17 protein-coding genes are annotated in these 21,153 nt (G+C 66.3%); 13 read left to right on the top strand and 4 right to left on the bottom strand.

Annotated features, from left to right (window positions below; translation table 11 throughout):
- The first annotated feature begins 50 nt into the window (after nt 1-50).
- The 4 genes from hisD to I4484_RS16795 are packed head-to-tail and all read left to right on the top strand — an operon-like array spanning nt 51 to nt 4,223.
- Nucleotides 51-1,364, top strand: coding sequence for a histidinol dehydrogenase (hisD, locus tag I4484_RS16810; RefSeq protein ID WP_197448378.1), 1,314 nt, complete (start codon nt 51-53; stop codon nt 1,362-1,364).
- A gap of 1 nt (nt 1,365) precedes the next feature.
- Nucleotides 1,366-2,127, top strand: coding sequence for an SDR family NAD(P)-dependent oxidoreductase (locus I4484_RS16805; protein ID WP_197448377.1), 762 nt, complete (start codon nt 1,366-1,368; stop codon nt 2,125-2,127).
- A gap of 29 nt (nt 2,128-2,156) precedes the next feature.
- The gene (locus I4484_RS16800) at nt 2,157-3,143 is read left to right on the top strand and encodes an alcohol dehydrogenase catalytic domain-containing protein (RefSeq protein WP_197448376.1); all 987 of its coding nucleotides are present in this window, start codon (nt 2,157-2,159) and stop codon (nt 3,141-3,143) included.
- A 24-nt stretch (nt 3,144-3,167) separates the two neighbouring features.
- Nucleotides 3,168-4,223, top strand: a complete 1,056-nt coding sequence (locus tag I4484_RS16795) for a YeiH family protein (protein ID WP_197448375.1) — start codon at nt 3,168-3,170, stop codon at nt 4,221-4,223.
- A 91-nt stretch (nt 4,224-4,314) separates the two neighbouring features.
- On the opposite strand, the gene I4484_RS16790 is transcribed toward I4484_RS16795, so the two are convergent.
- The 3 genes from I4484_RS16790 to I4484_RS16780 all read right to left on the bottom strand — a co-directional run bounded on the left by I4484_RS16790 (nt 4,315) and on the right by I4484_RS16780 (nt 8,465).
- Nucleotides 4,315-6,336: a PhoX family phosphatase gene (locus I4484_RS16790; RefSeq protein ID WP_197448374.1), complete on the bottom strand. Its 2,022-nt coding sequence runs from the start codon at nt 6,334-6,336 to the stop codon at nt 4,315-4,317.
- A gap of 132 nt (nt 6,337-6,468) precedes the next feature.
- Nucleotides 6,469-7,029, bottom strand: a complete 561-nt coding sequence (locus I4484_RS16785) for a DUF2231 domain-containing protein (protein ID WP_197448373.1) — start codon at nt 7,027-7,029, stop codon at nt 6,469-6,471.
- A complete protein-coding gene (locus I4484_RS16780; protein WP_234283705.1) occupies nt 7,026-8,465 on the bottom strand; it encodes an ethylbenzene dehydrogenase-related protein in 1,440 nt (479 codons plus the stop codon). Before I4484_RS16780 ends, I4484_RS16785 begins: the two co-directional genes overlap by 4 nt.
- Nucleotides 8,466-8,699: 234 nt before the next feature.
- Between I4484_RS16780 and I4484_RS16775 the strand changes: the two genes are divergently transcribed.
- Nucleotides 8,700-11,042 (top strand): bifunctional diguanylate cyclase/phosphodiesterase, encoded by a 2,343-nt coding sequence (locus tag I4484_RS16775; protein WP_197448372.1) that lies wholly within the window; start codon nt 8,700-8,702, stop codon nt 11,040-11,042.
- Between the two features lie 6 nt (nt 11,043-11,048).
- On the opposite strand, the gene I4484_RS16770 is transcribed toward I4484_RS16775, so the two are convergent.
- Complete coding sequence (locus I4484_RS16770; RefSeq protein WP_197448371.1) at nt 11,049-11,849, bottom strand: TraX family protein; 801 nt, start codon at nt 11,847-11,849, stop codon at nt 11,049-11,051.
- Between the two features lie 75 nt (nt 11,850-11,924).
- On the opposite strand from I4484_RS16770, the gene I4484_RS16765 reads away from it, so the two are divergent.
- The 8 genes from I4484_RS16765 (at nt 11,925) to I4484_RS16730 (ending at nt 21,138) form a co-directional block, all read left to right on the top strand.
- Complete coding sequence (locus I4484_RS16765; RefSeq protein WP_234283704.1) at nt 11,925-12,902, top strand: LysR family transcriptional regulator; 978 nt, start codon at nt 11,925-11,927, stop codon at nt 12,900-12,902.
- Between the two features lie 191 nt (nt 12,903-13,093).
- Nucleotides 13,094-13,621 (top strand): TRAP transporter small permease subunit, encoded by a 528-nt coding sequence (locus tag I4484_RS16760; protein ID WP_197448370.1) that lies wholly within the window; start codon nt 13,094-13,096, stop codon nt 13,619-13,621.
- Nucleotides 13,618-14,940: a TRAP transporter large permease subunit gene (locus I4484_RS16755; RefSeq protein WP_197448369.1), complete on the top strand. Its 1,323-nt coding sequence runs from the start codon at nt 13,618-13,620 to the stop codon at nt 14,938-14,940. Before I4484_RS16760 ends, I4484_RS16755 begins: the two co-directional genes overlap by 4 nt.
- Nucleotides 14,941-15,019: 79 nt before the next feature.
- Nucleotides 15,020-16,078, top strand: a complete 1,059-nt coding sequence (locus I4484_RS16750) for a TRAP transporter substrate-binding protein (RefSeq protein ID WP_197448368.1) — start codon at nt 15,020-15,022, stop codon at nt 16,076-16,078.
- Between the two features lie 151 nt (nt 16,079-16,229).
- The gene (locus tag I4484_RS16745) at nt 16,230-17,609 is read left to right on the top strand and encodes a glutamine synthetase family protein (protein ID WP_197448367.1); all 1,380 of its coding nucleotides are present in this window, start codon (nt 16,230-16,232) and stop codon (nt 17,607-17,609) included.
- Nucleotides 17,610-17,773: 164 nt separating this feature from the next.
- Nucleotides 17,774-19,159 carry an aldehyde dehydrogenase family protein gene (locus tag I4484_RS16740; protein WP_197448366.1) on the top strand — a complete coding sequence of 462 codons (1,386 nt, stop codon included), beginning with the start codon at nt 17,774-17,776 and terminating at the stop codon, nt 19,157-19,159.
- 19 nt (nt 19,160-19,178) lie between these two features.
- On the top strand, nt 19,179-20,360 hold the full coding sequence (locus I4484_RS16735) for an iron-containing alcohol dehydrogenase (protein ID WP_197448365.1): 1,182 nt from the start codon (nt 19,179-19,181) through the stop codon (nt 20,358-20,360).
- A 58-nt stretch (nt 20,361-20,418) separates the two neighbouring features.
- Nucleotides 20,419-21,138 carry a gamma-glutamyl-gamma-aminobutyrate hydrolase family protein gene (locus I4484_RS16730; RefSeq protein WP_197448364.1) on the top strand — a complete coding sequence of 240 codons (720 nt, stop codon included), beginning with the start codon at nt 20,419-20,421 and terminating at the stop codon, nt 21,136-21,138.
- The last annotated feature ends 15 nt before the right edge of the window (nt 21,139-21,153 follow it).

Here is a 21,153-nt window from a genome sequence, read left to right as displayed (position 1 = left end):
AGCGCTTACATTCTATTCCTGAAGATTGATTTGAAAAGAGGAAATTTCAGATGGCTATCCGTTACTACAAGAAGGCCGAGAAGAACGCGTCAACCGGCTACGACCAGACGCAGGAGATCGTTTCTCGCATGCTGGCCGAGATCGAGGCCCAAGGGGAGGCGAAGGCGAAGGAGTACTGTCGCACCCTGGACGGCTGGGAGGGCGATATCGTGGTCAGCCGCGAACAAATCGAGGCGGCCAAGGCTAAGGTTCCCGAGCAGCTCAAGCAGGACATCCAATTCGCCTATGAACGGGTGAGCCGTTTCGCTGCCGCCCAGCGGGATAGCATCGGAGAGTTCGAATCCGAACTCTCCCCGGGACTCTTTGCCGGACAGAAGCTGATCCCGATGGAAACGGCAGGCTGCTATGTCCCCGGGGGGCGTTACGCCCACATCTCTTCCGCCATCATGAGTGTTGCCACGGCCAAGGTCGCCGGCGTCAAGAACGTGGTGGCCTGCTCGGTCCCACGCGATGAACAGGGTATCCACCCGGCGATCCTCTACGCCATGGATCTGGCCGGTGCCGACATCATCCTCCAGATGGGGGGCGTCCAAGGCATCGCTTCCATGGCGTTTGGCCTCTTCACGGGCAAGCCCGCCGACATCTTGGTGGGGCCGGGCAATCGTTTCGTCGCCGAGGCCAAGCGGCAGCTATTCGGGCGCTGCGGCATCGATATGTTCGCTGGTCCCACCGAGATTGGCATCATCGCCGACGATAAGGCAGATCCCGACATCGTTGCGGCAGATTTGGTCGGGCAGGCCGAGCATGGCCCCGATTCTCCCGCCTGGCTGTTTACCACCTCACCTGATCTGGCCGATGCCGTCACCGAGCGTATGCCTGGCTTGATCGCTGCGCTGCCGGAAACCCAGCGCAAGGCGGCGGATGCGGCCTGGCGTGATTACGGTGAAATCCTGCTCTGTGATACCCGCGAGGAAGTGATCGAGATCAGCGACCGCTATGCCTCAGAGCACCTTGAGCTGCAAGTCGAAGAGCTCGACTGGTGGATGGAGCGGCTTACCAGCTACGGCTCGCTGTTTGTCGGAGAGGAAGCCACCGTGGCATTCGGCGACAAGTGCTCCGGCACCAACCATATCCTGCCGACTAAAGGGGCGGCACGTTATACCGGGGGCCTCTGTGCCCAGAAGTTTCTCAAGATCGTGACCTACCAGCGCCAGAGTCGTGAGGCCACCCGTAGCGTGGCAGCCGCCACTGCTCGGTTGTCGCGCTGCGAAGGCATGGAAGGGCATGCCCGCACCGGGGATGTTCGCCTGGCCAAGTACTACCCGGGTGAAACCTTTGACCTGGTGATTGCCGAGGAGGTATGACATGCAGTCCTCTTTCGACCTCGACGGGCGGGTGGCACTGGTGACGGGCGGCAGCAGCGGACTGGGGCGGGCCATGGCCGAAGCACTGGCCGCGGCCGGCGCGCGTGTCGTGGTGGCTGCTCGCCGTCGTCAGGCATTGGAGAAGAGCGTCGCGTCGATCGAAGCACAGGGCGGCCAGGCGGCCGCCCTCGTGGTTGATCTCGCCGATGCCGAATCCCTGGAGCACGCAGCCAATCGAGCAGCCGAACCCTTCGGGGCGGTAACCATTCTGGTCAATGCGGCCGGCGTCAACTTGCGCCAACCCATCGAGGAGGTTGATCTCGCCTCATGGCAGTTGACCCTGCAGTTACACTTGGCCGCCCCCTTCTTCCTGTCACGAGCGTTGGTGCCGGGCATGCGCGAGCAGGGCTACGGTCGCATCATCAATCTGGCTTCGCTTCAGTCGCAGCGGGCCTTTCCCGACAGCGCTCCCTACGGGGCCGGTAAGGGCGGCATCGTGCAACTGACGCGGGCCATGGCAGAAGCCTGGTCCCGTCATGGCATCAATGCCAATGCCATTGCTCCCGGTTTCTTCCCTACGGAGCTTACGGCGCCGGTCTTCAATGATCCGGCTTCGGTGGAAGCCTTGGCCGGACGAACGGCCATCGGACGCAACGGCACGATGGAGGATATCGCCGGCCCCACCGTTTTCCTGGCATCCCCCGCATCCGGCTATGTCACCGGGCAGACCCTCTATGTCGATGGCGGTTTCACCGCCAAATAAGAGCACCACCACCGTGAGGAGATTGCATCATGCAAGCACTCTTTTATGTCGGGCCTGAAGCGCTCGAACTGCGTGAGACGGAGCTGTCGCCGTTGGCCCCGGGCGAGTCACGTGTGCGTATCCAAGCCACCGGTATCTGTGGCTCCGACCTGCATGCCTACCATGGCCATGATCCTCGCCGTCAGCCGCCCTTGATCCTGGGACATGAGGCGGCTGGCGTAGTGGTAGAGGGGGCGATGGTCGGCAAGCGCGTCACCATGAATCCGCTGATCGTCTGTGGTCGCTGCGAATACTGTCTGAGTGGGCGGCAGAACCTATGCAGCAATCGCACCATGATAGGCATGACGCGAGCAGGGAGTTTTGCCGAGTCACTGACGATTCCCGACCACTGCCTGATCGAGTTGCCCGAAACCTTGTCACCGGTCGTGGCGGCGCTTACTGAACCAGCCGCTACCGCCCTGCATGGCATTCAGCGCCTCGAGCGGGTGCTCGCGAGACCTCTGGCCGAGGCTCGGGTTCTGGTCATCGGTGCCGGTGCCGTGGGACTACTGGCGGGACTGATGCTCCGCCAGCGGGGCGTGCGTAACCTGCAGCTGGCGGATACCAACCCGCTGCGTCGCCAGACCGCCCAAGAGGCGGGGCTCGACGCCTTCGATCCCGTTCACCAAGCGCTTGCGGACGACAGCATCGATGCCGTGTTCGACTGCGTGGGTGCGGCGGCGACCCGGCGCATGGGCGTTGCGGTCGTACGTCCCGGTGGCGCCATCATGCATCTCGGGCTGCAGGACAACGAGGGCAGCCTCGATGTGCGCGCCGTCACCCTGAAGGAGATAGCTTTCCTGGGGGCCTACACCTACACGACCACCGATTTGTGGGCCACGGTCGCGTTGCTGGATTCCGGGGCGTTGGGAGAGCTCGGGTGGGTCGAGACCCGGCCATTGGAAGAGGGCAGTCAGGCCTTCGCCGACCTGGCGGCGGGTCGCACCGCCGCCGCCAAGGTGGTCCTGCTGCCGTGACGTTAAGCTACCGAGATTACCGCCATGATGCTTGAGCGTGGAAAGCAGGCCCTGCAGTGGCCTCTCGGCATAGCCAAGGAGGCGATTCTCACCATCCCGCGGGTGGGGCATGGTGTGTTGCTGTGTGTCACCATTGCCTTGGCTACCACCTTTCTTGCCGAACACTACGGTGGCCCCACTCTGCTGTATGCGCTGCTATTTGGTATGTCATTGCACTTCCTCTCCGAGGATGAGCGCTGCTTGGCAGGTATCGAGTTCGCTGCTCGAACCATACTGCGCCTAGGGGTGGCCTTGCTGGGTGTTCGCATCACTATCGAGCAGGTCTTGGCGCTGGGGATCGGCCCGCTATTGACAGTCGTTGCCGGTGTGGTTTTCACCATTCTTTCCGGTGTGGTGCTGGCGCGGCTGCTGGGGCTGCATCGCGAGATGGGCTTACTGACGGGAGGCTCGGTGGCCATCTGCGGGGCGTCGGCGGCGCTGGCCCTGTCGGCTGTAATGCCACGGCACGCCAACAGCGAACGCAACACCATCCTCACGGTGGTGGGTGTGACGACGCTTTCCACTATGGCCATGGTGACGTACCCCTTGGTTGTGGGTGTGCTGGGGATGAACCATGAACAGGCGGGCATTTTCCTTGGTGGCACCATCCACGACGTGGCGCAGGTAGTCGGCGCCGGCTACATGATTTCCGAAAGCACTGGCGACGTTTCGACCTTCGTCAAGCTGTTGAGGGTCGCCATGCTGGTCCCTGCGGTGATGGCCTTCATGTGGCTATTTCGCCATGAGCGGAGGAGGACGGATGGCGCCAGTAGAGTGCCCATGTTACCGGGCTTCCTGGTGGCCTTCGTACTGCTGGTGATCGTCAACAGCCTGGGCATTGTTCCAACACTGCTGGTCGAAGGTTTCACCGATCTGTCCCGCTGGTGCCTGGTCACGGCAATTGCAGCACTGGGGATCAAGACTTCCTTCCAGAAACTGGCCGTTGTTGGCTGGAAACCTGTCATCCTGATGGTTGCCGAAACGCTATTTCTGCTACTCATGGTGATGGGGTTTATCTTTCTGGCAGGGGTAGGCGGCTAACCTCCTGCCGAAGCGTCGGTATCGTCCCTGCCAATGAGGTCCCGCCAGGGCAGGACCTCAGGGCCATGTGCAGCGCCAGGATGGATGCCCTTCATGTCCCGACGATGCCGCCGTCTTCGCGGGTAATCACCAGCGTTGCCGAGCGCGGAATGGCACTGCCGCCCTCCGGCCAATGGCTCACCAGCCGGCCCTCGGCGAAATCCGCAGCCGAGGTATTGGCACCGGGATGCTGCACGTTGACGAACAGGGTGCGCTGGTCCGGCGTCATGGCGATGCCGGTGATCTCTTGCCCGACGGGCCCGGTGAGGAAGCGCTTGAGTTCGCCCGTCTCGGGGTTGGCGACGAGCATCTGGTTGTTGCCGAATGGCGCGTAGACGCCTGTGTTGACTGCCGACTCGCTGATATCGGTCTGGATCCACACACGACGGTCCGGATCGATCCATAGCCCATCAGGCGACGCCAGAATGGCGTCCTGGTCGAGCGGCTCGCCGTTCATGTCGCGGCCGGTTTCCTGGTCGCCCGCCAGCAGGAAGATATCCCACTGGAAGCGCTCCGCGGCATGCGTTCCGTCCTCCTGCCAGCGGATGATATGGCCGAAGTGATTCTCGGCGCGAGGGTTGGCCGCGTTGCGCTGCTCCTCGCTGCGACGGGTGTTGTTGGTCAGGGTGAAGTAGACCTGGCCGGTGGCGGGGTCGACAGCGCCCCACTCCGGGCGGTCCATCTTGGTCGCGCCAACCTGATCCGCGGCGCTGCGTGTATTGACCAGGATATCGGCCAGGTCGGCGAAGCCGTTGCCCGGCGTCAGGCCGTTCTCACCCGGGGCGAGCGCCAGCCATTCGCCGCTGCCATCGTCGTTGAATCTGGCTACGTACAGTGTGCCTTCGTCTAGCAGCGAGCCGTCGGCGTTGGCGGCCTGATAAGGCCGGGCCGAGACGAACTTGTAGATGTACTCGAAGCGGGCGTCGTCGCCGGAGTAGCAGACCACCGGCTGGCCCTCCACCGCGGGGGCGAAGATCACGCCCTCATGGGCGAAGCGGCCCAAATGGGTGCGTTTGACCGGCGTACTATCGGGATCGTGAGGGTCGATCTCCGTCATGTAGCCGAAGGTGTGGGGCTCGTTGCGGTAGTCCTCGCGGGGCGAGGCGCCGCGGGAGGTGGCGTCGAAGCGAACGAACTCGTCGGCGCCGCCTTCGGCCCGGTGCCATTGATAGCGCCCCTCGCTGCGCGTCTGGATGCCGAAGCGCGCCTGGCGCCGATCGATCTCGGTATCCTCGTTGGCGAAGTAACCCGACCAGTTCTCTTCGGCGGCGAGATAGGTATTCCACGGCGTGACGCCATGGGAGCAGTTGTTCAACGTTCCGCGGGTCATGCTGCCGTCGGGGCTGTACTTGGTCACCACGTGCTCGGTGCCGGCCACCGGCCCGGCCAGGCGCATCGGAGACAGGCCGGTGATGCGCCGGTTGCGTTCGTCCTCGACCACCTGCCACTGGCCGTCGTCAGCCTGGCGCACTCGCACCACCGAGACGCCGTGGGCGTTGAGCTCCTTGCGCACCTGGTCGGCGTCGCGCGTGCCGTCCTCGTGTTGCGGGAAGCCCTCGGAATCGAGCGCCAGGCCCTGGGCAGCGGCATGCAGGAAGCGCGGCTCGACGTATTCGTGGTTGAGCACCAGCAGGCCGTCGCGGGAGCTGTCCTCCAGCGGGAAGAAGTGCATACCGTCGTGGTGGCTGCCCACCTGATGCGCCTGGTCCTCGCCGCTCGCCTCAAGCGAGAAAGTCGGCAGGGAACCGCTGATCGGCGTGCCCCAGGGGATGAAGGTCTGCACACGGTAGCCCGCCGGTACCACCACGCTATCGGCGGTGCTGACCGGAATCGCCTGGAAGCTTATGCTCGGGGCCGGGGCGCCAGAGCCGGCGGCAAGGGCGCGCCCGAAGGGCAGACTGCTGGCCATGGCGCCCGCCACCGCAGCGGCCAGACTGCCGCGCAGCAGGGTGCGACGGCTCATGCGCGCATCCAGAACGTCGCCGAAATAAGGGGTGGGCGAGGTATTGCTCGCCGGTTCGTCGCCCGCGGCGAGGATCGGGTCGGTGGTGCCGATTTGCTGGGGCTGTTGCATCTGCCTGCCTCACGTGAAATGACGGAAAGCCCCATGGTCGGCAGCAGAGATGACATCAGCATGAACGAATGAAGACGATGGCATCGCACCATGCCGGCCGGGCGTCGATACGCCTGTCTGGCGGCGTGGGGGTCAGCCGTCGGTCCCGGACGGCCGCTTGCGGCGATACCCCAGGATGGCGCAGGTCAGGCCGATCAACACCATCACCATCGCCACCCAGTCGGGGCTGTAGAAGGTAGTGTAGACCTCCCAGCCGGTGAGGCGCAGCAGCTCGGAGAACCGGGTCGTGGCTCCGGCCAGGTGACCCCCCAGGGTGCCGGTGGTGGCGAACAGCAGTGCACCGATCAGGGCCAGGATCACCAGTACCCAGCGTCGGCCTCCGTCGAAGGCGGCCGCACCGGCCCGCCATACCAGCACGGTGAGCATGGTGTAGAGTCCCAGCGACCACAGGGCCATCAGCACATGGTTGCGGGCCAGCGGACTGGCCAGGTTGGCTTCCAGAGGCCAGACCAGAAAGCCGCTGGCGATGGCGGCCAGGGCGCCGAGCAGGCCGAGCACGAGCACCGGCAGCAGGGCGGCGCGGCTAAGTTCGGCCAGGCGACCGGACGGCAGGGCGCCGACCAGGATCATCAGTGTGGCGAGAGCCCAGAACGCCTCGGGGAAATGGACGAGCATATGGTGCATGCCGGTCATGAGCGCTCTCCTCGTCGGGACGGGCGGAAGGCGGGCAGCAGGGCGAAGGTGACGCCGAGCATGGTGAGCAGGCCGGCGATCAGGGTCAGCCGCCACTGGCCGACGATGGCGTCGTTGAATTCCCTCTCCACCCCGTAGAGCGCCAGTTGCTGCTCGCTGTGGCGGGGCCGGACCGGCTTGCCGGCGGCGATGTCCGGGGCTCCGGCATGGGCGCGGCTGGTCAGCAGGGGCCAGTTCACCTGGCCGGGGTAGAACAGGGTCATCTCGTACCAGTCGTCGTTCCACGCTGGGGAGTCGCCGTCGATGCGCCGGGCCTGGATGTCGGCATGCCGGCCGAGCCCCAGCCTATGGGGATGCGAGACGTAGTGCCAGCGGCTGCCGGTGGCATTGCGATGTACGGCGATGCCGATGTCGTAGACGCCCTGCTCGCGGAACGCCTTGTCGTCCAGCGGGCTTCCGGTGTCCATGGCGCGTACCAGGGTCACGTCCCAGAAGCCGTCTGCCCAGCGTGCATCGCCGTGCACCCGGATGTCGCTGCGCGAACCCGCCCCCTCGTCGAGCAGGCGTCGGGGTATGACATCGCCGTCCTGCCAGTCGTGGTCGGGATCGAAGTCGACCGCCATGGCCCGGGAGAGGTAGTAGATGCCGTCGAAGTCGACCGTCTCGGCCTGGACGTCTTCCCAGCGCAGCGCGTGGATGCCGGTTGTCTCGGGGTCGAACATCCAACGCGGCTGGCCGGTGGCGCCGTCCCAGTTGGTGGTGAAGGGGCCCTGGCCGGCATCACCGAAGCGGTCCTCGCCGATCCACTGATCGTCGGAGGCGCCGATGGGGTTAGCGCGGCCGGCGCGCCAGTGCCACAGGTCGAGGAAATAGCCGGCTTCGCGCTGGGCGGCGAGGGTCTCGGCATCCACTACGCTGCGCCAGTCGGCGGCGTCGCGGCGCGTTTCGGGAAGGTGCTTCTGGACCTCCGTCAGGCCGAGCGTCTCGCCTAGGTGGGGGTGGGCGCTCACCTCGGCAGGGCTAGCCGAGTCCGTGAAGAAACGCATCCGGTCTCCAACCGTGACATAGCCGCCGTAGCGGCCGAAGTCCGGTACGCCGCCGTCGTCGACCAGCATGGTGACCCGGTCCTCGTAGGTGCCGTCCGGGTCTGGCCCGACGCGCGATGCCCCGTGCCGTACCCAATTGCCACCTTCGTAGCGCAGCATATCGTGGTAGACGTGGGCACGCTCGGCGGGCCAGCGATAGCGAAAGAAGATGCGCTCGCCGTTGTAGGCCGCCTGCACCTGCAGAGGCATGGTCAGGTCGTCTGGAATCCAGATGTTGCGCTCGGGGTCGTTGCCGATCACCCCGGTGCCCTGGGTAATCCAGGCCAGGCCGAGGGCGATCGGCAGGCCGAGGACCAACCACTGGCCGGCGCCCTTGTCATGACTCGACATGTGAACTCCTGAATCATGAGGTAAGCGTATGTTGCTGGCTATCAGTGTGGACCACGCTTCGGTAAGCGAACTGACTCAGGTCAAGAGAGGCGCAACAAGCCATCACGTCGGTTAAGCGCGCCGGGATTTGCTGCGCTGGGCGACAGCCGAATTGCGTTGAGAGGCCGCCTCGCCAAACGGTGCGCTATCGAGTCATGATAGGGCAGCAAAACAACAATCGACTCGGACCCCCGCATGTCCTTCCTCCTTCAGGATGAGCAACGCGAGCACGACGCGGCAGCGCTATCGGATGTTTCCCATCGTCGTCAGCTGGCCCACGAGCAGGTGCGTCTGCTCTACGAGCGGCTGTGGCAGCCGGTACTGGCCAGCGTCCTGGCGGCCTGCCTGCTGGTAGGCACCATGTGGCCGATCCTGCCGCCGAGCTATCTGATCGGCTGGCTGGGCGCGCTGGTCGCCGTCTCGGGTGGCCGCCTGTGGCTGGCCTGGTACTACCAGCGCCAGCCGGCGAAGCGACGGCTTCAGCGGCGCTGGCTGTACCGCTTTGCCTGGGGCGCCGGCCTTGCCGGCGGGCTGTGGGGGATCGCCGGCTTGTCGATGTTCACCATGGAACACCATGAGCAGCTGGCGGCGCTGGCGATCGTGCTGACCGGGATCGCCGCCGGCGGGGTCACCACGCTCTCCTCGGTGGCGTGGATGGCGCCGCTGTTCGTGCTGCCCACCATGCTGCCGCTGCTGGGTCAGCTGCTGCTGCAGGGCACCTCGCTCTCCCTGCTGCTGGCCGCGATGGTGATGCTGTTCCTGGGCCTGGTGCTGATGACCAACCGGCGGCTGCATCGCACCATCACCGACAACATCGCCCTGCGTCTGATCGTCTCTTCGCGCGAGCGGCAGCTGCGGGTCAGCGAGGCGCGCTACCGTGCGATCTTTCGCCATACCCCGCTGGGCGTGCTGCACTTCGATTGCGAGGGGCGGGTGGTCGACTGCAATGAGATGTGCCTCGACATCCTCGGTACCAGCCGGCAGCGCCTGCTGGGGATGAACCTGCTGACGCAGCTCAACGACGAACGCGTGACCGGGGCGATACGCGACGCGCTGGAGAGCGGCACCGGCTATTTCGAGGGCACCTACCGCACCGTGGTCAGCGGCAAGCAGACGCCGCTGCGCGCCTTCTACAGCGCCCTGCGCAACGAGGCCGGCGAGGTGGTGGGAGGCGTGGCGATCATCGAGGACTTCACCGAGCGCAAGCTGGCGGAAGAGACCATCCACCGCCAGGCCTACTTCGACCCGCTCACCGAGCTGCCCAACCGGCGCCTGCTGATCGAGACGCTGGCCTCGACCATCCGCGACCGCCGTGACGACGGTCGCGTCGGGCTGGTGATGTTCCTCGACCTGGATCGCTTCAAGATCATCAACGATACCCTGGGGCATGCGGTGGGTGACGAGCTGCTGCGCCAGGTCAGCAAGCGCCTGTTGCTGAGCCTCGACAAGGAGGCCATGGCGGCGCGCCTCAGCGGCGACGAGTTCGTGGTGCTGATGCCGGCCCTGAGCGCCGACCGCGGGGCCGAGCTGCGGCGGGCCGAGCACCGTGCCGAGCGGCTGCTCTCGACCCTGCGCCGGGCCTACGACCTGGGCGGGCAGCATATCAGCGTGACGCCGAGCATCGGCTACACGCTGTTCCCACTGGGCGACGAAGACGTGGGCGACGTGCTGCGCCACGCCGATACCGCCATGTACCAGGCCAAGCTGAAGGGACGGGCGCAGATCTGCGGTTACGAACCCTCCATGCAGACCCAGATGAGCTGGCGCCTGGAGATGGAGCAGGCCCTGCGGCTTGCGCTGGCCGAGGACCAGCTCAGCATCGCCTTCCAGCCCCAGCTCGACGAAGGCGGCCGGATCATCGGCGGGGAGGCGCTGATGCGCTGGCGGCATCCGCGCCATGGCTGGGTCTCGCCCGAAGTGTTCATCGCCATCGCCGAGGAGAGCGACCTGATCGTCGAACTCGAGACCTGGATGCTGGAGCGCTGCTGCGGGCTGCTGTCACGCCTGCCGGCCGACGTCCTGCCGCGGTTGTCGGTCAATATCAGCGTGCGCCACTTCACCCAGCCCGGCTTCGTCGAAGGGCTCACCTGGGTGACCGGCACCCATGGCATCGATCCGGCGCGGCTGGTCGTGGAGCTGACCGAAAGCATCATGATCGATGGGCTGGAGGATGCCGTCGAGCGTATGCAGGCGCTCAAGCGGCTGGGGGTGCACCTGGCCCTCGACGATTTCGGCACCGGCTTCTCGTCGCTCGCCTATCTCAAGTCGCTGCCGCTGGACGAACTCAAGATCGACCGCAGCTTCGTCAGCAATCTCGATGCCGACGGCAGCGATGCCGCCATCGTCGAAACGATCCTGGCCATGGCCCAGCATCTCGGCATCGACGTGGTGGCGGAGGGGGTGGAGAATCGAGCGCAGCGGGACTTCCTGCTGATGCGAGGCTGTCGCCTGTTCCAGGGGTTCTACTTCCACCGCCCCATGCCGCTCGAAGACTTCGAGTGGCTGTTGGCCGAGCGGGTGGGGGCGGACGCAGGATGACGCTGCTCAGCCGAGCCCGCCGCTGGCCCACAGCCACAGGGCGATCAGGGCGAAGTGGCCGGGGTACCAGGCCAGCCACAGCCGGCGGGGCATGACGGTCGGCACGACCGGGGTCAGGCGGTGGGCGCCGGCAGCCAGCCACAGCACGGCGAGGCAGGTGGCGACGGTGAACGACTTGGCCATGTCGGAGCTGTTCATCAGCCCCGCCACGACCAGCAGCGGAGCCGCCATGGCCACGGCGGTGAGGCGCTCGGCGAGCGTCTCGCCGGCTGTGTGGAGGTGGTGCATGGCGAGCATGAACAGCGGGACCAGCAGCAGCCCGCGATGGCCGTACTCGAACCACTCGCCGAGCAGGTACCAGACCGCCAGCGAGGCGGCCAGCGCCGCCGCCAGCCAGGCGCTGCCCAGGCTGCCGCTGCGCTGGCGTGCGAGCAGGTCGCGCAGCCAGGCACCCCAGGCCAGGCCCAGTGCCAGGGTGAAGCAGACGTTGAGCAGGAAGGCGTCGGAGGCCCGCGGCATCAGCATGTAGGGCAGTTGGGCAGCCAGCCCGATGACCAGGATACGCCGCGCGTAGCGCAACGGGTTGCGCGTGTTGAACAGGCCATGCCAGGCAACCATGGCGGCGAACAGGGGGAAGGCGATGCGGCCCAGCGACGACCCCGCCCAGCCGAGCTCCCAGGTATCGGGCGCCACGTAGCGGGTCAGGTGGTCGAGGGTCATGGTGGCGAGCGCCAGCCACTGTCCCCAGCCGGTCCAGGTGGAGACGGGGCGATCGGGCAGCGGCCGGACGGCGGCCTGTACGGTCATGCAACCTCCCTGGCGTGACGGATAACAGCCTTTCAGACCGGTGCGCTGCGGGGGGAGTTCCAGCGCCCGGATGACGTGAGCGAGGGCAGACAGATGCGCAGCGGCTTCGGTTTCGATCTTCGCAGCATGGAAATCTTCGTCGAGACCCTGGAGCAGGGCAGCCAGAGTGCGGCGGCCCGGCGGCTGGGGCTCAAGCAATCCTCGGTGTCGCAGAGCCTGGCCAACCTGGAGGAGAGCATGGGCGTGACGCTGTTCAAGCGCCACTCCCGTCCGCTCGAACCGACCAGCGCAGGACGCTTCTTCTACGACCGCGCCCGGCGCCTGCTCGACGACGCGCGCAGCACCCGCCGCGAGCTGGTCAGCGGCGGTTTCGGCCAGCTCCACCAGGTACGCCTGGCGCTGGTCGACTCGCTGGCAACGGCGGTGGGGCAGCCGCTGATCGAACTGATCCGACGCTACACCCGCGACTATACCCTGACCACCGGGCTGTCGCACATGCACGGCCACTCCCTGCTGACCCGCCACGTGGATATCATCATTTCCGATGACCGGCTCGAGAACTACGACGGCCTGGAGCGCCATGCCCTGCTGCGCGAGCCCTTCGTGCTGGTGGTGCCGCTCTCCTGGAACGGTCCGCTGGACAACCTGCGCTGGCTGGCGCGACATCTGGATTTCGTGCGCTATACGCCGCAGTCACTGATCGGCCAGGCCATCGAGCGCCATCTACGCCTCAACCAGCTCGAACTGCCGGCCCGGCTGCATCTCGACAACACCTTTGCCGTGCTGCGCCTGGTCAGCGCCGGTGCGGGCTGGACCGTCACCACGCCGCTGTGCCTCTATCAGGCCGGCCTCGACACGCTCCAGGTCACGGTGGCCCCCCTGCCGCTGGCGCCGCTGGTGCGGGAACTGACGCTGGTGGCCCGGCGCGATGAGCTGGGAGAATTGCCTGCATTGCTGGCCCGCGATGGACGCCGGCTGCTGGAGCAGCGTTTCCGCACCCAACTGGCGCAGGAACTGCCCTGGCTCTCTGCCGAGGTCGTGACCCAGGGTTGATCGCTCCCCTATTCCCTTCATGCTGTCGTGCCCCGATGAGGGGCTCGGTGGGGCACATGCGCCCTGTCACGAGGCACTATCGATTTCATCGATACTTCAGGCGTCGCTATAACCGATGCTCGTTGCGCACCGCACGATTTCGTCCAAAGACTTGAGCGAAACTCAAGGCAACCCTCAAGGTCGGCCGAACGATGCCAAGAATAATAACGCTCTACGTTCGCTGGGTGGATGCGTTCAACCGGGTGGTGGGACGCATCGTCATGTTCATGATCTTCGTCATGATCGGCGTGCTGCTCTTCGCCTCGGTGTCCCGTACCGCCTTCAACAGCCCGCTGATCTGGAGCATCGAGGTCTCGCAGTTCATGATGGCCGCCTACTACCTGCTGGGCGGCGCCTACGCCATGCAGATGGGCGCCCATGTGCGCATGGACCTGTTCTATTCGCGCTGGTCCGACCGTACCCGGGCCCTCGTCGACGCGTTGACCATCGTGCTGCTGCTGGTCTTCCTCGGGGCGCTGCTGGCCGGCGGCATCTCCAGCACCGAGTACGCCCTGCGCTACGGCGAGAAGAGCTACACCTCCTGGGCGCCGCCCCTGGCGCCGATCAAGATCGTCATGACCTTCGGCATCTTCCTCATGCTGCTGCAGGCCTTCTCGACTTTCTTCAAGGACGTTGCGCGCGCGCGTGGCGTGGTACTCGAAGGGGAGCGTCTCGAATGAGCTACGAGATGATTGCCCTGACGATGTTCTCGACCATGATGCTGCTGCTGCTGACCGGGCAGCGGGTGTTCGCCGTGATCGGCTTCGTCGGTGCCGCCTCGGCGCTGCTGCTGTGGGGCCAGGGCGGGGTGGAGATGCCGTTCAGTGCTGCCATCCAACTGATGAACTGGTACCCGCTGCTGACCCTGCCGCTGTTCATCTACATGGGCTACATGCTCTCCGAGTCGGGCATCGCCAGCGAACTCTACGAGATGTTTCACGTCTGGATGGGCTCGCTCAAGGGCGGCCTGGCGGTGGGCACCATCGGCCTGATGGTGGTGGTCTCGGCGATGAACGGGCTGAGCGTGGCGGGCATGGCCATCGGCGCGACCATCGCCCTGCCGGAACTGTTGCGCCGCGGCTACGACAAGATCATGGTCACCGGCGTGATCCAGGCCGGAAGCTCACTGGGCATCCTGGTGCCGCCCAGCGTGGTGCTGGTGCTCTACGGCATGATCGCGCGCCAGCCGGTCAGCCAGCTGTGGCTGGCGGGAGCCATCCCGGGGCTGATCCTTGCCGGGCTGTTCGTGCTCTACATCGTCATCCGCTGCCGCCTGCAGCCGCATCTCGGCCCGACCCTGCCGGCCGAGGAGCGCCAGATGAGCCTGGCCGAAAAGCTCAAGCTGCTGCGCGCCGGCCTGCTGCCGCTGCTGATCTTCTTCTTCATGACCGGGCTGTTCCTGATGGGCGTGACCAGCTTGGTGGAGAGCTCGGCGGTGGGGGCGCTGGCCGCCACCCTGGCGGCACTGGTCAAGCGCCGCCTGACCTGGAAGGTGATCGAGAGCACCGTGCACAAGACGCTCGGCATCAGCTGCATGTTCATGTGGATCATCCTCGCCGCGCTGTGTTTCGGCGCGGTGTTCGACGGCCTCGGTGCGGTGCGCGCCATCGAGAACGTGTTCCTCGACCGCATCGGCATGAGCCCGTGGCAGATACTCGTGATGATGCAGCTCTCCTACATCCTGCTCGGCATGTTTCTCGACGACACCGCCATGCTGGTGATCGTGGCACCGCTCTACGTGCCGCTGGTGATCAGCCTGGGCTTCGATCCGATCTGGTACGGCGTGCTCTACACCATCACCGTGCAGATCGCCTACATGACCCCGCCGTTCGGCTACAACCTGTTCCTGATGCGCGCCATGGCGCCGCCGGAGATCTCGCTGGGCGACATCTACCGCAGCGTCTGGCCCTTCGTCGGCATCATGCTGATCGGGTTGGCGCTGATCACCATCTTCCCGCAGCTGGCGCTGTGGCTGCCGCAGCTCTATCGCGGCTACTGACTTCCAGGAGGTGAACCCGGCACGACGAAAGAGCACCGCGTTTCTTCCTACAACAAGCAACAACAGCAGGAGAAGAGAGATGACCAATCGTCGCGATTTCCTCAAGAAGGCGGGCCTGGCCACCGCCGCCACCGTGGGGGCCACGACCCTCTCGGCGCCCTACGTGCATGCCCAGTCGCGCAGCCCGATCCGCTGGCGCCTGCAGACCTACGCCGGGCCGGCGCTGGCCGAGCACGTGATCAAGCCCTCCATCGACGCCTTCAACAAGGCCGCCAACGGCGAGATGGAGATCGAGCTCTACTACTCCGACCAGCTGGTGCCCACCGGCGAGCTGTTCCGCGCCATGCAGCGCGGCACCATCGACGCCGTGCAGAGCGATGACGACTCGATCAATGCGCCGGTCGACGTCTCGGTGTTCGGCGGCTACTTCCCGTTCGCCTCGCGCTACAGCCTCGACGTGCCGGCGCTGTTCCACCACTACGGCCTCAAGGAGATCTGGGAGGAGGCCTACGGCGAGGTCGAGGGCGTCACCTGGCTCGGCTCGGGCGCCTGGGATCCGTGCAACTTCGTTACCCGTGAGCCGATTCGCAGCCTCGACGACCTCGAGGGCAAGCGCGTCTTCACCTTCCCCACCGCGGGGCGCTTCCTCAGCCGCTTCGGCGTGGTGCCGGTGACCTTGCCTTGGGAGGACATCGAGGTCGCCATGCAGACCCGCGAGCTCGACGGCATCGCCTGGGCCGGCATCACCGAGGCCTACACCGTGGGCTGGGCCGACGTCAGCAGCTACTACCTGACCAACAACATCTCCGGCGCCTGGGCCGGCTCCTACTTTGCCAACACCGAGCGCTGGAATGAGGTACCCGAGCATCTCAAGACCCTGTTCAAGCTGTGCATGGACAGCTCCCACTACTACCGCCAGCACTGGTACTGGTGGGGCGAGGCCCACTACCGCACCACCGGTGGCAAGCTGGAGCTGACCTCGATCCCCGAGGAGGAGTGGCAGCGGCTCGAGGACGAGGCACTGGCCTTCTGGGACGAGATCGCCGAGGAGAGCGAGCGCAGCGCCCGGGTGGTGCAGATCCTCAAGGACTATCGCCAGACCATGCAGCAGGCCGGGCCTCCCTATCGCTACGGCTGAGGGAGGGGCGGGGGCGCCGGGCCGTCCCGGTGCTCCCGCCGGTTTTCATCGAACAATTTCGGAGCACAGTTTTGACGAACGGTTTCGAAGAAAGGTTTCGAAGAACGGTTTCGAAGAACAATGACAACGAAGGGTGGACGAGGAAGCTGCGATGAGCCGACTCCAGGCGAGAGACGTGAAGAGTGCCGACGACGCCCGGCGCATCGTCGAACAGCGCGGGCTGAGCCACGTCAAGGTTGGCATGTTTGACATCGATGGCGTGATGGTCGGCAAGTACATGCGCCGCGACAAGTTCTTCCATGCCCTGCAGCATGGCTTTGCTTTCTGTGACGTGGTGCTGGGCTGGGACAGCAAGGACGAACTCTACGACAACGTGACGTACACCGGCTGGCACACCGGCTATCCGGACGCCGCCCTGCGGGTGATTCCCGAGAGCTGCCGCGAGTTGCCCTGCGAGGGCGACATGCTGCTGTTCCTGGCCGAGTTCACCGGCCCGGCCGAGGCGATCTGCCCGCGCGGGCTGCTGCGCCGCGTGCTGGCCAAGGCCGAGTCGATGGGCTTTTCCGCCTGCGGCGCGCTGGAGTACGAGTTCTTCCTGTTCCAGGAGACGCCGGAGTCGGTGCGCGAGAAGGGCTTTCGCGACCTCAAGCCGTTCACCCCCGACATGATGGGCTACTCGATGCTCAGGAGTTCGGTGCACGGCGAGCTCTATCACGAGCTGCTCGGCCTGGCCGAGGCGATGGACTTTCCCATCGAGGGGCTGCACACCGAGACCGGCCCCGGCGTGCTGGAGGCGGCGATCCGCGTCGACGAGGCGCTGGCCGCCGGCGACAAGGGCGCGCTGTTCAAGACCTTCACCAAGGTGTGGGCGCAGCGCCGCGGGCTGATGGCCACCTTCATGGCCAAGTGGTCGCCGGACTACCCCGGCCAGAGCGGTCACATTCACCTCTCGCTCAATCACGTCGACAGCGGCGAGTCGGCCTTCTTCGATGCCGACAAGCCCCACGGCATGAGCGACGTCCAGCGCCACTTCGTCGCCGGCCAGCAGCAGCTGATGCCGCAGTTCCTGGCCATGTTCGCCCCCACGGTGAACAGCTACACCCGCCTGATTCCCGGCTTCTGGGCGCCTACCGATGCCACCTGGGGGGTGGAGAACCGCACCACCGCGCTGCGGGTGATTCCCGGCAGCGCCAAGTCGCAGCGGGTCGAGTACCGCCTGGGCAGCGCCGATGCCAACCCCTACCTGGCGCTCGCCGCGGCGATCGGCTCGGGGCTCCATGGCATCGAACACCGGCTCGAGCCCGACGAAATGGTGACCGGCAACGCCTACGCGCTGGCCCACCCCGAACATCAGGCGCTTTCGCGCACGCTGTGGGAAGCGGCCCAGCGGTTGAAAGCTTCCGACGCGGCGCGCAGCCTGTTCGGCGATGCCTTCGTCGAGCACTTCGCGGCCACGCGTGAATGGGAAGAACGCCAGTTCCGACGCCACATCACCGATTGGGAGCTCGATCGCTATTTCGAAATTATTTGATCCGCACTGGCTGCGCGATCCGCAGGCTGTGTTGGAGCGAAAACTCGCGATGCTCATTGGCTACAGTCAACTCCGCTCGCTCCTTTTCGCTCCGCCTTGCCTGCGAACCGCTCGCTCAGCGCTCACCTTGTACTTGAGGCAATGAATTAGCAGGAGAACGCCAAGTGGCCATACAGAAGACGATTTCCCCGGTCGACGGGTCGGTCTACGTCGAGCGGGAGCTGGCCGACCCGGCGCAGGTCGAGGCGGCGCTGGAAAGGGCGGTGGCGGCGCAGCGGGCCTGGCGCGAGACGAGCCTGGCCGAACGGGCGCGGCTGTGTTCGAGGATGGTCGATGCCTTCGTTGCCCGTCGCGACGAGCTGGCGCGCGAATTGACCTGGCAGATGGGCCGGCCGATCGCCGTGGCCGGCGGCGAGATCGGCGGCTTCGAGGATCGCGCACGCACCATGATCGCCATGGCCGAGGAGGCGCTGGCGCCGATTCGCCTGGCCGAGAAGCCGGGCTTCACCCGCTACATCACCCGCGAGCCCCTGGGCGTGTCGTTCATCGTCGCGCCGTGGAACTTCCCCTTCATGACCGCGGTGAACGCCGTGGTGCCGGCGATCATGGCGGGCAATGCGGTGATCCTCAAGCACTCCGCCCAGACCCCGCTGTGCGCCGAACGCTTCCAGCAGGCCTTCGACGAGGCCGGCCTGCCGCAGGGCGTGTTCCAGCACCTGCACCTCTCCCATGACGCCGCCGAGGCGCTGATTCGCGACGCCCGCATCGCCCACGTCTCCTTCACCGGCTCGGTGGCGGGCGGGGCGATGGTCGAGCGCAACGCCGCCGGGCGCTTCATCGCCACCGGGCTTGAGCTGGGCGGCAAGGACCCGGCCTACATCCGCGCCGATGTGAACCTCGACGAGGCGGTGCCCGGAGTGATGGACGGTGCCTTCTTCAACTCGGGCCAGAGCTGCTGCGGCATCGAGCGCATCTATGTGCACGAATCGATCCTCGACGACTTCGTCGGGCGCGCGGTGGCCTGGGTGCGCCAGCTCAAGCTCGGCAACCCCACCGATCCCGCGACCACCCTGGGGCCGCTGGTGCGCCCCGCGGCGGCGGACTTCGTGCGCGGCCAGATCGAGGAGGCGGTCGCCGCCGGCGCCAAGGCCTGGGTCGACCCCGGCGAGTATCCGCTGTCGCGGCCGGGCAGCGCCTACCTGGCGCCGCAGGTGCTGACCGAGGTCGATCATTCGATGCGGGTGATGCACGAGGAGAGCTTCGGCCCGGTGGTCGGCATCATGCCGGTGGCGGACGACGACGAAGCCGTGCGGCTGATGAACGACAGCGACTTCGGCCTTACGGCCGCCGTGTTCACCCGCGATATCGCGGCGGGCGAGGCCATCGCCCGACGTCTGGAAGCCGGCACCGTGTTCACCAACCGCTGCGACTACCTCGACCCGGAGCTGGCCTGGACCGGCGTCAAGCAATCGGGGCGCGGCTGTTCGCTGTCCCGCGTCGGCTACGAGACGCTGACCCGGCCCAAGTCGTTCCACCTCAAACACACCTGAGCTGGCCCAGGAGAACGCCATGAGCCACGACATGAACCACTACACCATGGGCTGGAACTATCCCTCGAACATCCTCACCGGGGCGGGGCGGATTCGCGACCTGCCCGAGGCCTGCAAGGCGCTGGGCATGGGCGCGCCGCTGCTGGTCACCGACCCCGGCCTGGCGGCGCTGCCGATGGTGCAGGCCTGCGTGCAGGCGTGCCAGGATGCTGGCCTGCGCATCGCCGTGTTCAGCCAGGTCAAGGGCAACCCCACCGGGCGCAACGTGCTCGACGGCATCGCCGCCTTCCGCAGCGGCAGTCACGACGGCGTGATCGCCTTCGGTGGCGGCTCGGGGCTCGACGCCGCCAAGGCGGTGGCGCTGATGGCCAATCAGCGTGAGGGATTGTCGCTGTGGTCGTTGGAGGACATCGGCGACAATTGGAAGAATGCCGATGCCCGGGCCATCGCCCCCATCGTCGCCGTGCCCACCACCGCTGGCACCGGCTCCGAGGTGGGGCGCGCCTCGGTGATCACCGATGAGGCGGAGCACGTCAAGCGCATCATCTTCCACCCCGGCATGGTGCCGGCCTCGGTAATCCTCGACCCCGAGCTCACCGTGGGGCTACCGCCGGCGGTCACCGCCGCCACCGGCATGGATGCGCTGTCGCACTGCCTGGAGGCGTGGTGCTCACCGCTCTACCACCCCATGGCCGAGGGCATCGCGGTGGAGGGCATGCGCCGCATCGACCTCTACCTGCAGCGCGCCTACAGCGACGGCCACGACCTCGAGGCGCGCATGAACATGCTGGTGGCGTCGAGCATGGGGGCCACCGCCTTTCAGCGCGGCCTGGGCGCCATGCATGCCCTGGCGCATCCGCTCGGCGCGCTCTACGACGCCCACCATGGAACCTTGAACGCGGTGCTGATGCCCTACGTGCTGCGTGCCAACGAGCGCGCCATCGGCGAGCCGATGGTGCGCCTGGGGCGCTATCTCAACCTGGACCAGCCGGGTACGGCGGCGGTGATCGACTGGGTGCTCGGCCTGCGCGAGCGGCTCGGCATTCCGCACAGCCTGGCCGAACTCGGCATCGATACGCGTCAGGCCGACAAGGTCGGGCGCATGGCGGTGGCGGATCCCTCGTCGGGCACCAACCCGGTCGCTTTCGACGCCGACGAGTACCGCGGCATCTTCGTGGCCGCCGTGGAAGGCCGGATCTGATCGCGCCGTTGTGGCAGGCCGAGACGGCAGGGATGGCTCAATGAAAGGAGATTCACCGATGCGCATCGGACTTCTGCAGTGCGATGACGTGGCGCCGGAACTGCGCGAGGCCCACGGCAACTACCCCGAGATGTTCGCCGCCCTGTTCCGGCAGGTCGAGCCCACGCTGGAGTTCCAGGTGTGGCGCTGCCTGGACGGTGAGATTCCCGACGACATCGATGCCGTCGATGCCTGGATGACCACCGGCTCGAAATATGGCGTCAACGATGGGCTGGCCTGGGTCGATGCGCTGTGCGACTTCGTGCGCGAGCTGTGGCGAGCCGGCAAGCCGCTGGTGGGCATCTGCTTCGGCCATCAGCTGATGGCCAAGGCGCTGGGCGGCGAGGTGGTCAAGAGCGAACGCGGCTGGGGCGTGGGCATGTCGTTCAACCGCGTCACGGCGCGGGCGGAATGGATGGAACCCTGGCAGCCGGGGCTCGACCTGCTGGTCAGCCACCAGGATCAGATCGAGGCGCTGCCGCCCGAGGCCGTCATCGTCGGCGGCAGCGACTTCTGCCCCCACTACCTGATGCAGATCGGCGAGCACTTCCTCGGCGTGCAGGGCCATCCCGAGTTCACCAAGGCGTATTCCCGCGACCTCATGGCGCTGCGCCGCGAGCTGGTCGGCGACGAGCGCGTGCGCGAAGGGCAGAGCTCGCTTGCCACCGAGGTCGACGACACCCTGATGGCGCGCTGGATCCTTAATTTCCTGCGGCGTGCGATAGCGGCGCGCGGCTGATCCCGAAGCCATGCC

Source organism: Halomonas sp. SS10-MC5 (genome assembly GCF_015992245.1).
Classification (GTDB): domain Bacteria; phylum Pseudomonadota; class Gammaproteobacteria; order Pseudomonadales; family Halomonadaceae; genus Halomonas; species Halomonas sulfidoxydans.
This window is presented reverse-complemented; position numbering and strand designations above follow the sequence as displayed.

Coding starts and splice junctions, on each gene's coding strand:
- I4484_RS16780 (WP_234283705.1), bottom strand. CDS start 8,465: ATGTCGAGTCATGACAAGGGCGCCGGCCAGTGGTTGGTCCTCGGCCTG.
- I4484_RS16775 (WP_197448372.1), top strand. CDS start 8,700: ATGTCCTTCCTCCTTCAGGATGAGCAACGCGAGCACGACGCGGCAGCG.
- I4484_RS16795 (WP_197448375.1), top strand. CDS start 3,168: ATGATGCTTGAGCGTGGAAAGCAGGCCCTGCAGTGGCCTCTCGGCATA.
- I4484_RS16760 (WP_197448370.1), top strand. CDS start 13,094: ATGCCAAGAATAATAACGCTCTACGTTCGCTGGGTGGATGCGTTCAAC.
- I4484_RS16745 (WP_197448367.1), top strand. CDS start 16,230: ATGAGCCGACTCCAGGCGAGAGACGTGAAGAGTGCCGACGACGCCCGG.
- I4484_RS16805 (WP_197448377.1), top strand. CDS start 1,366: ATGCAGTCCTCTTTCGACCTCGACGGGCGGGTGGCACTGGTGACGGGC.
- I4484_RS16735 (WP_197448365.1), top strand. CDS start 19,179: ATGAGCCACGACATGAACCACTACACCATGGGCTGGAACTATCCCTCG.
- I4484_RS16750 (WP_197448368.1), top strand. CDS start 15,020: ATGACCAATCGTCGCGATTTCCTCAAGAAGGCGGGCCTGGCCACCGCC.
- I4484_RS16790 (WP_197448374.1), bottom strand. CDS start 6,336: ATGCAACAGCCCCAGCAAATCGGCACCACCGACCCGATCCTCGCCGCG.
- I4484_RS16770 (WP_197448371.1), bottom strand. CDS start 11,849: ATGACCGTACAGGCCGCCGTCCGGCCGCTGCCCGATCGCCCCGTCTCC.
- I4484_RS16785 (WP_197448373.1), bottom strand. CDS start 7,029: ATGACCGGCATGCACCATATGCTCGTCCATTTCCCCGAGGCGTTCTGG.
- hisD (WP_197448378.1), top strand. CDS start 51: ATGGCTATCCGTTACTACAAGAAGGCCGAGAAGAACGCGTCAACCGGC.
- I4484_RS16755 (WP_197448369.1), top strand. CDS start 13,618: ATGAGCTACGAGATGATTGCCCTGACGATGTTCTCGACCATGATGCTG.
- I4484_RS16800 (WP_197448376.1), top strand. CDS start 2,157: ATGCAAGCACTCTTTTATGTCGGGCCTGAAGCGCTCGAACTGCGTGAG.
- I4484_RS16730 (WP_197448364.1), top strand. CDS start 20,419: ATGCGCATCGGACTTCTGCAGTGCGATGACGTGGCGCCGGAACTGCGC.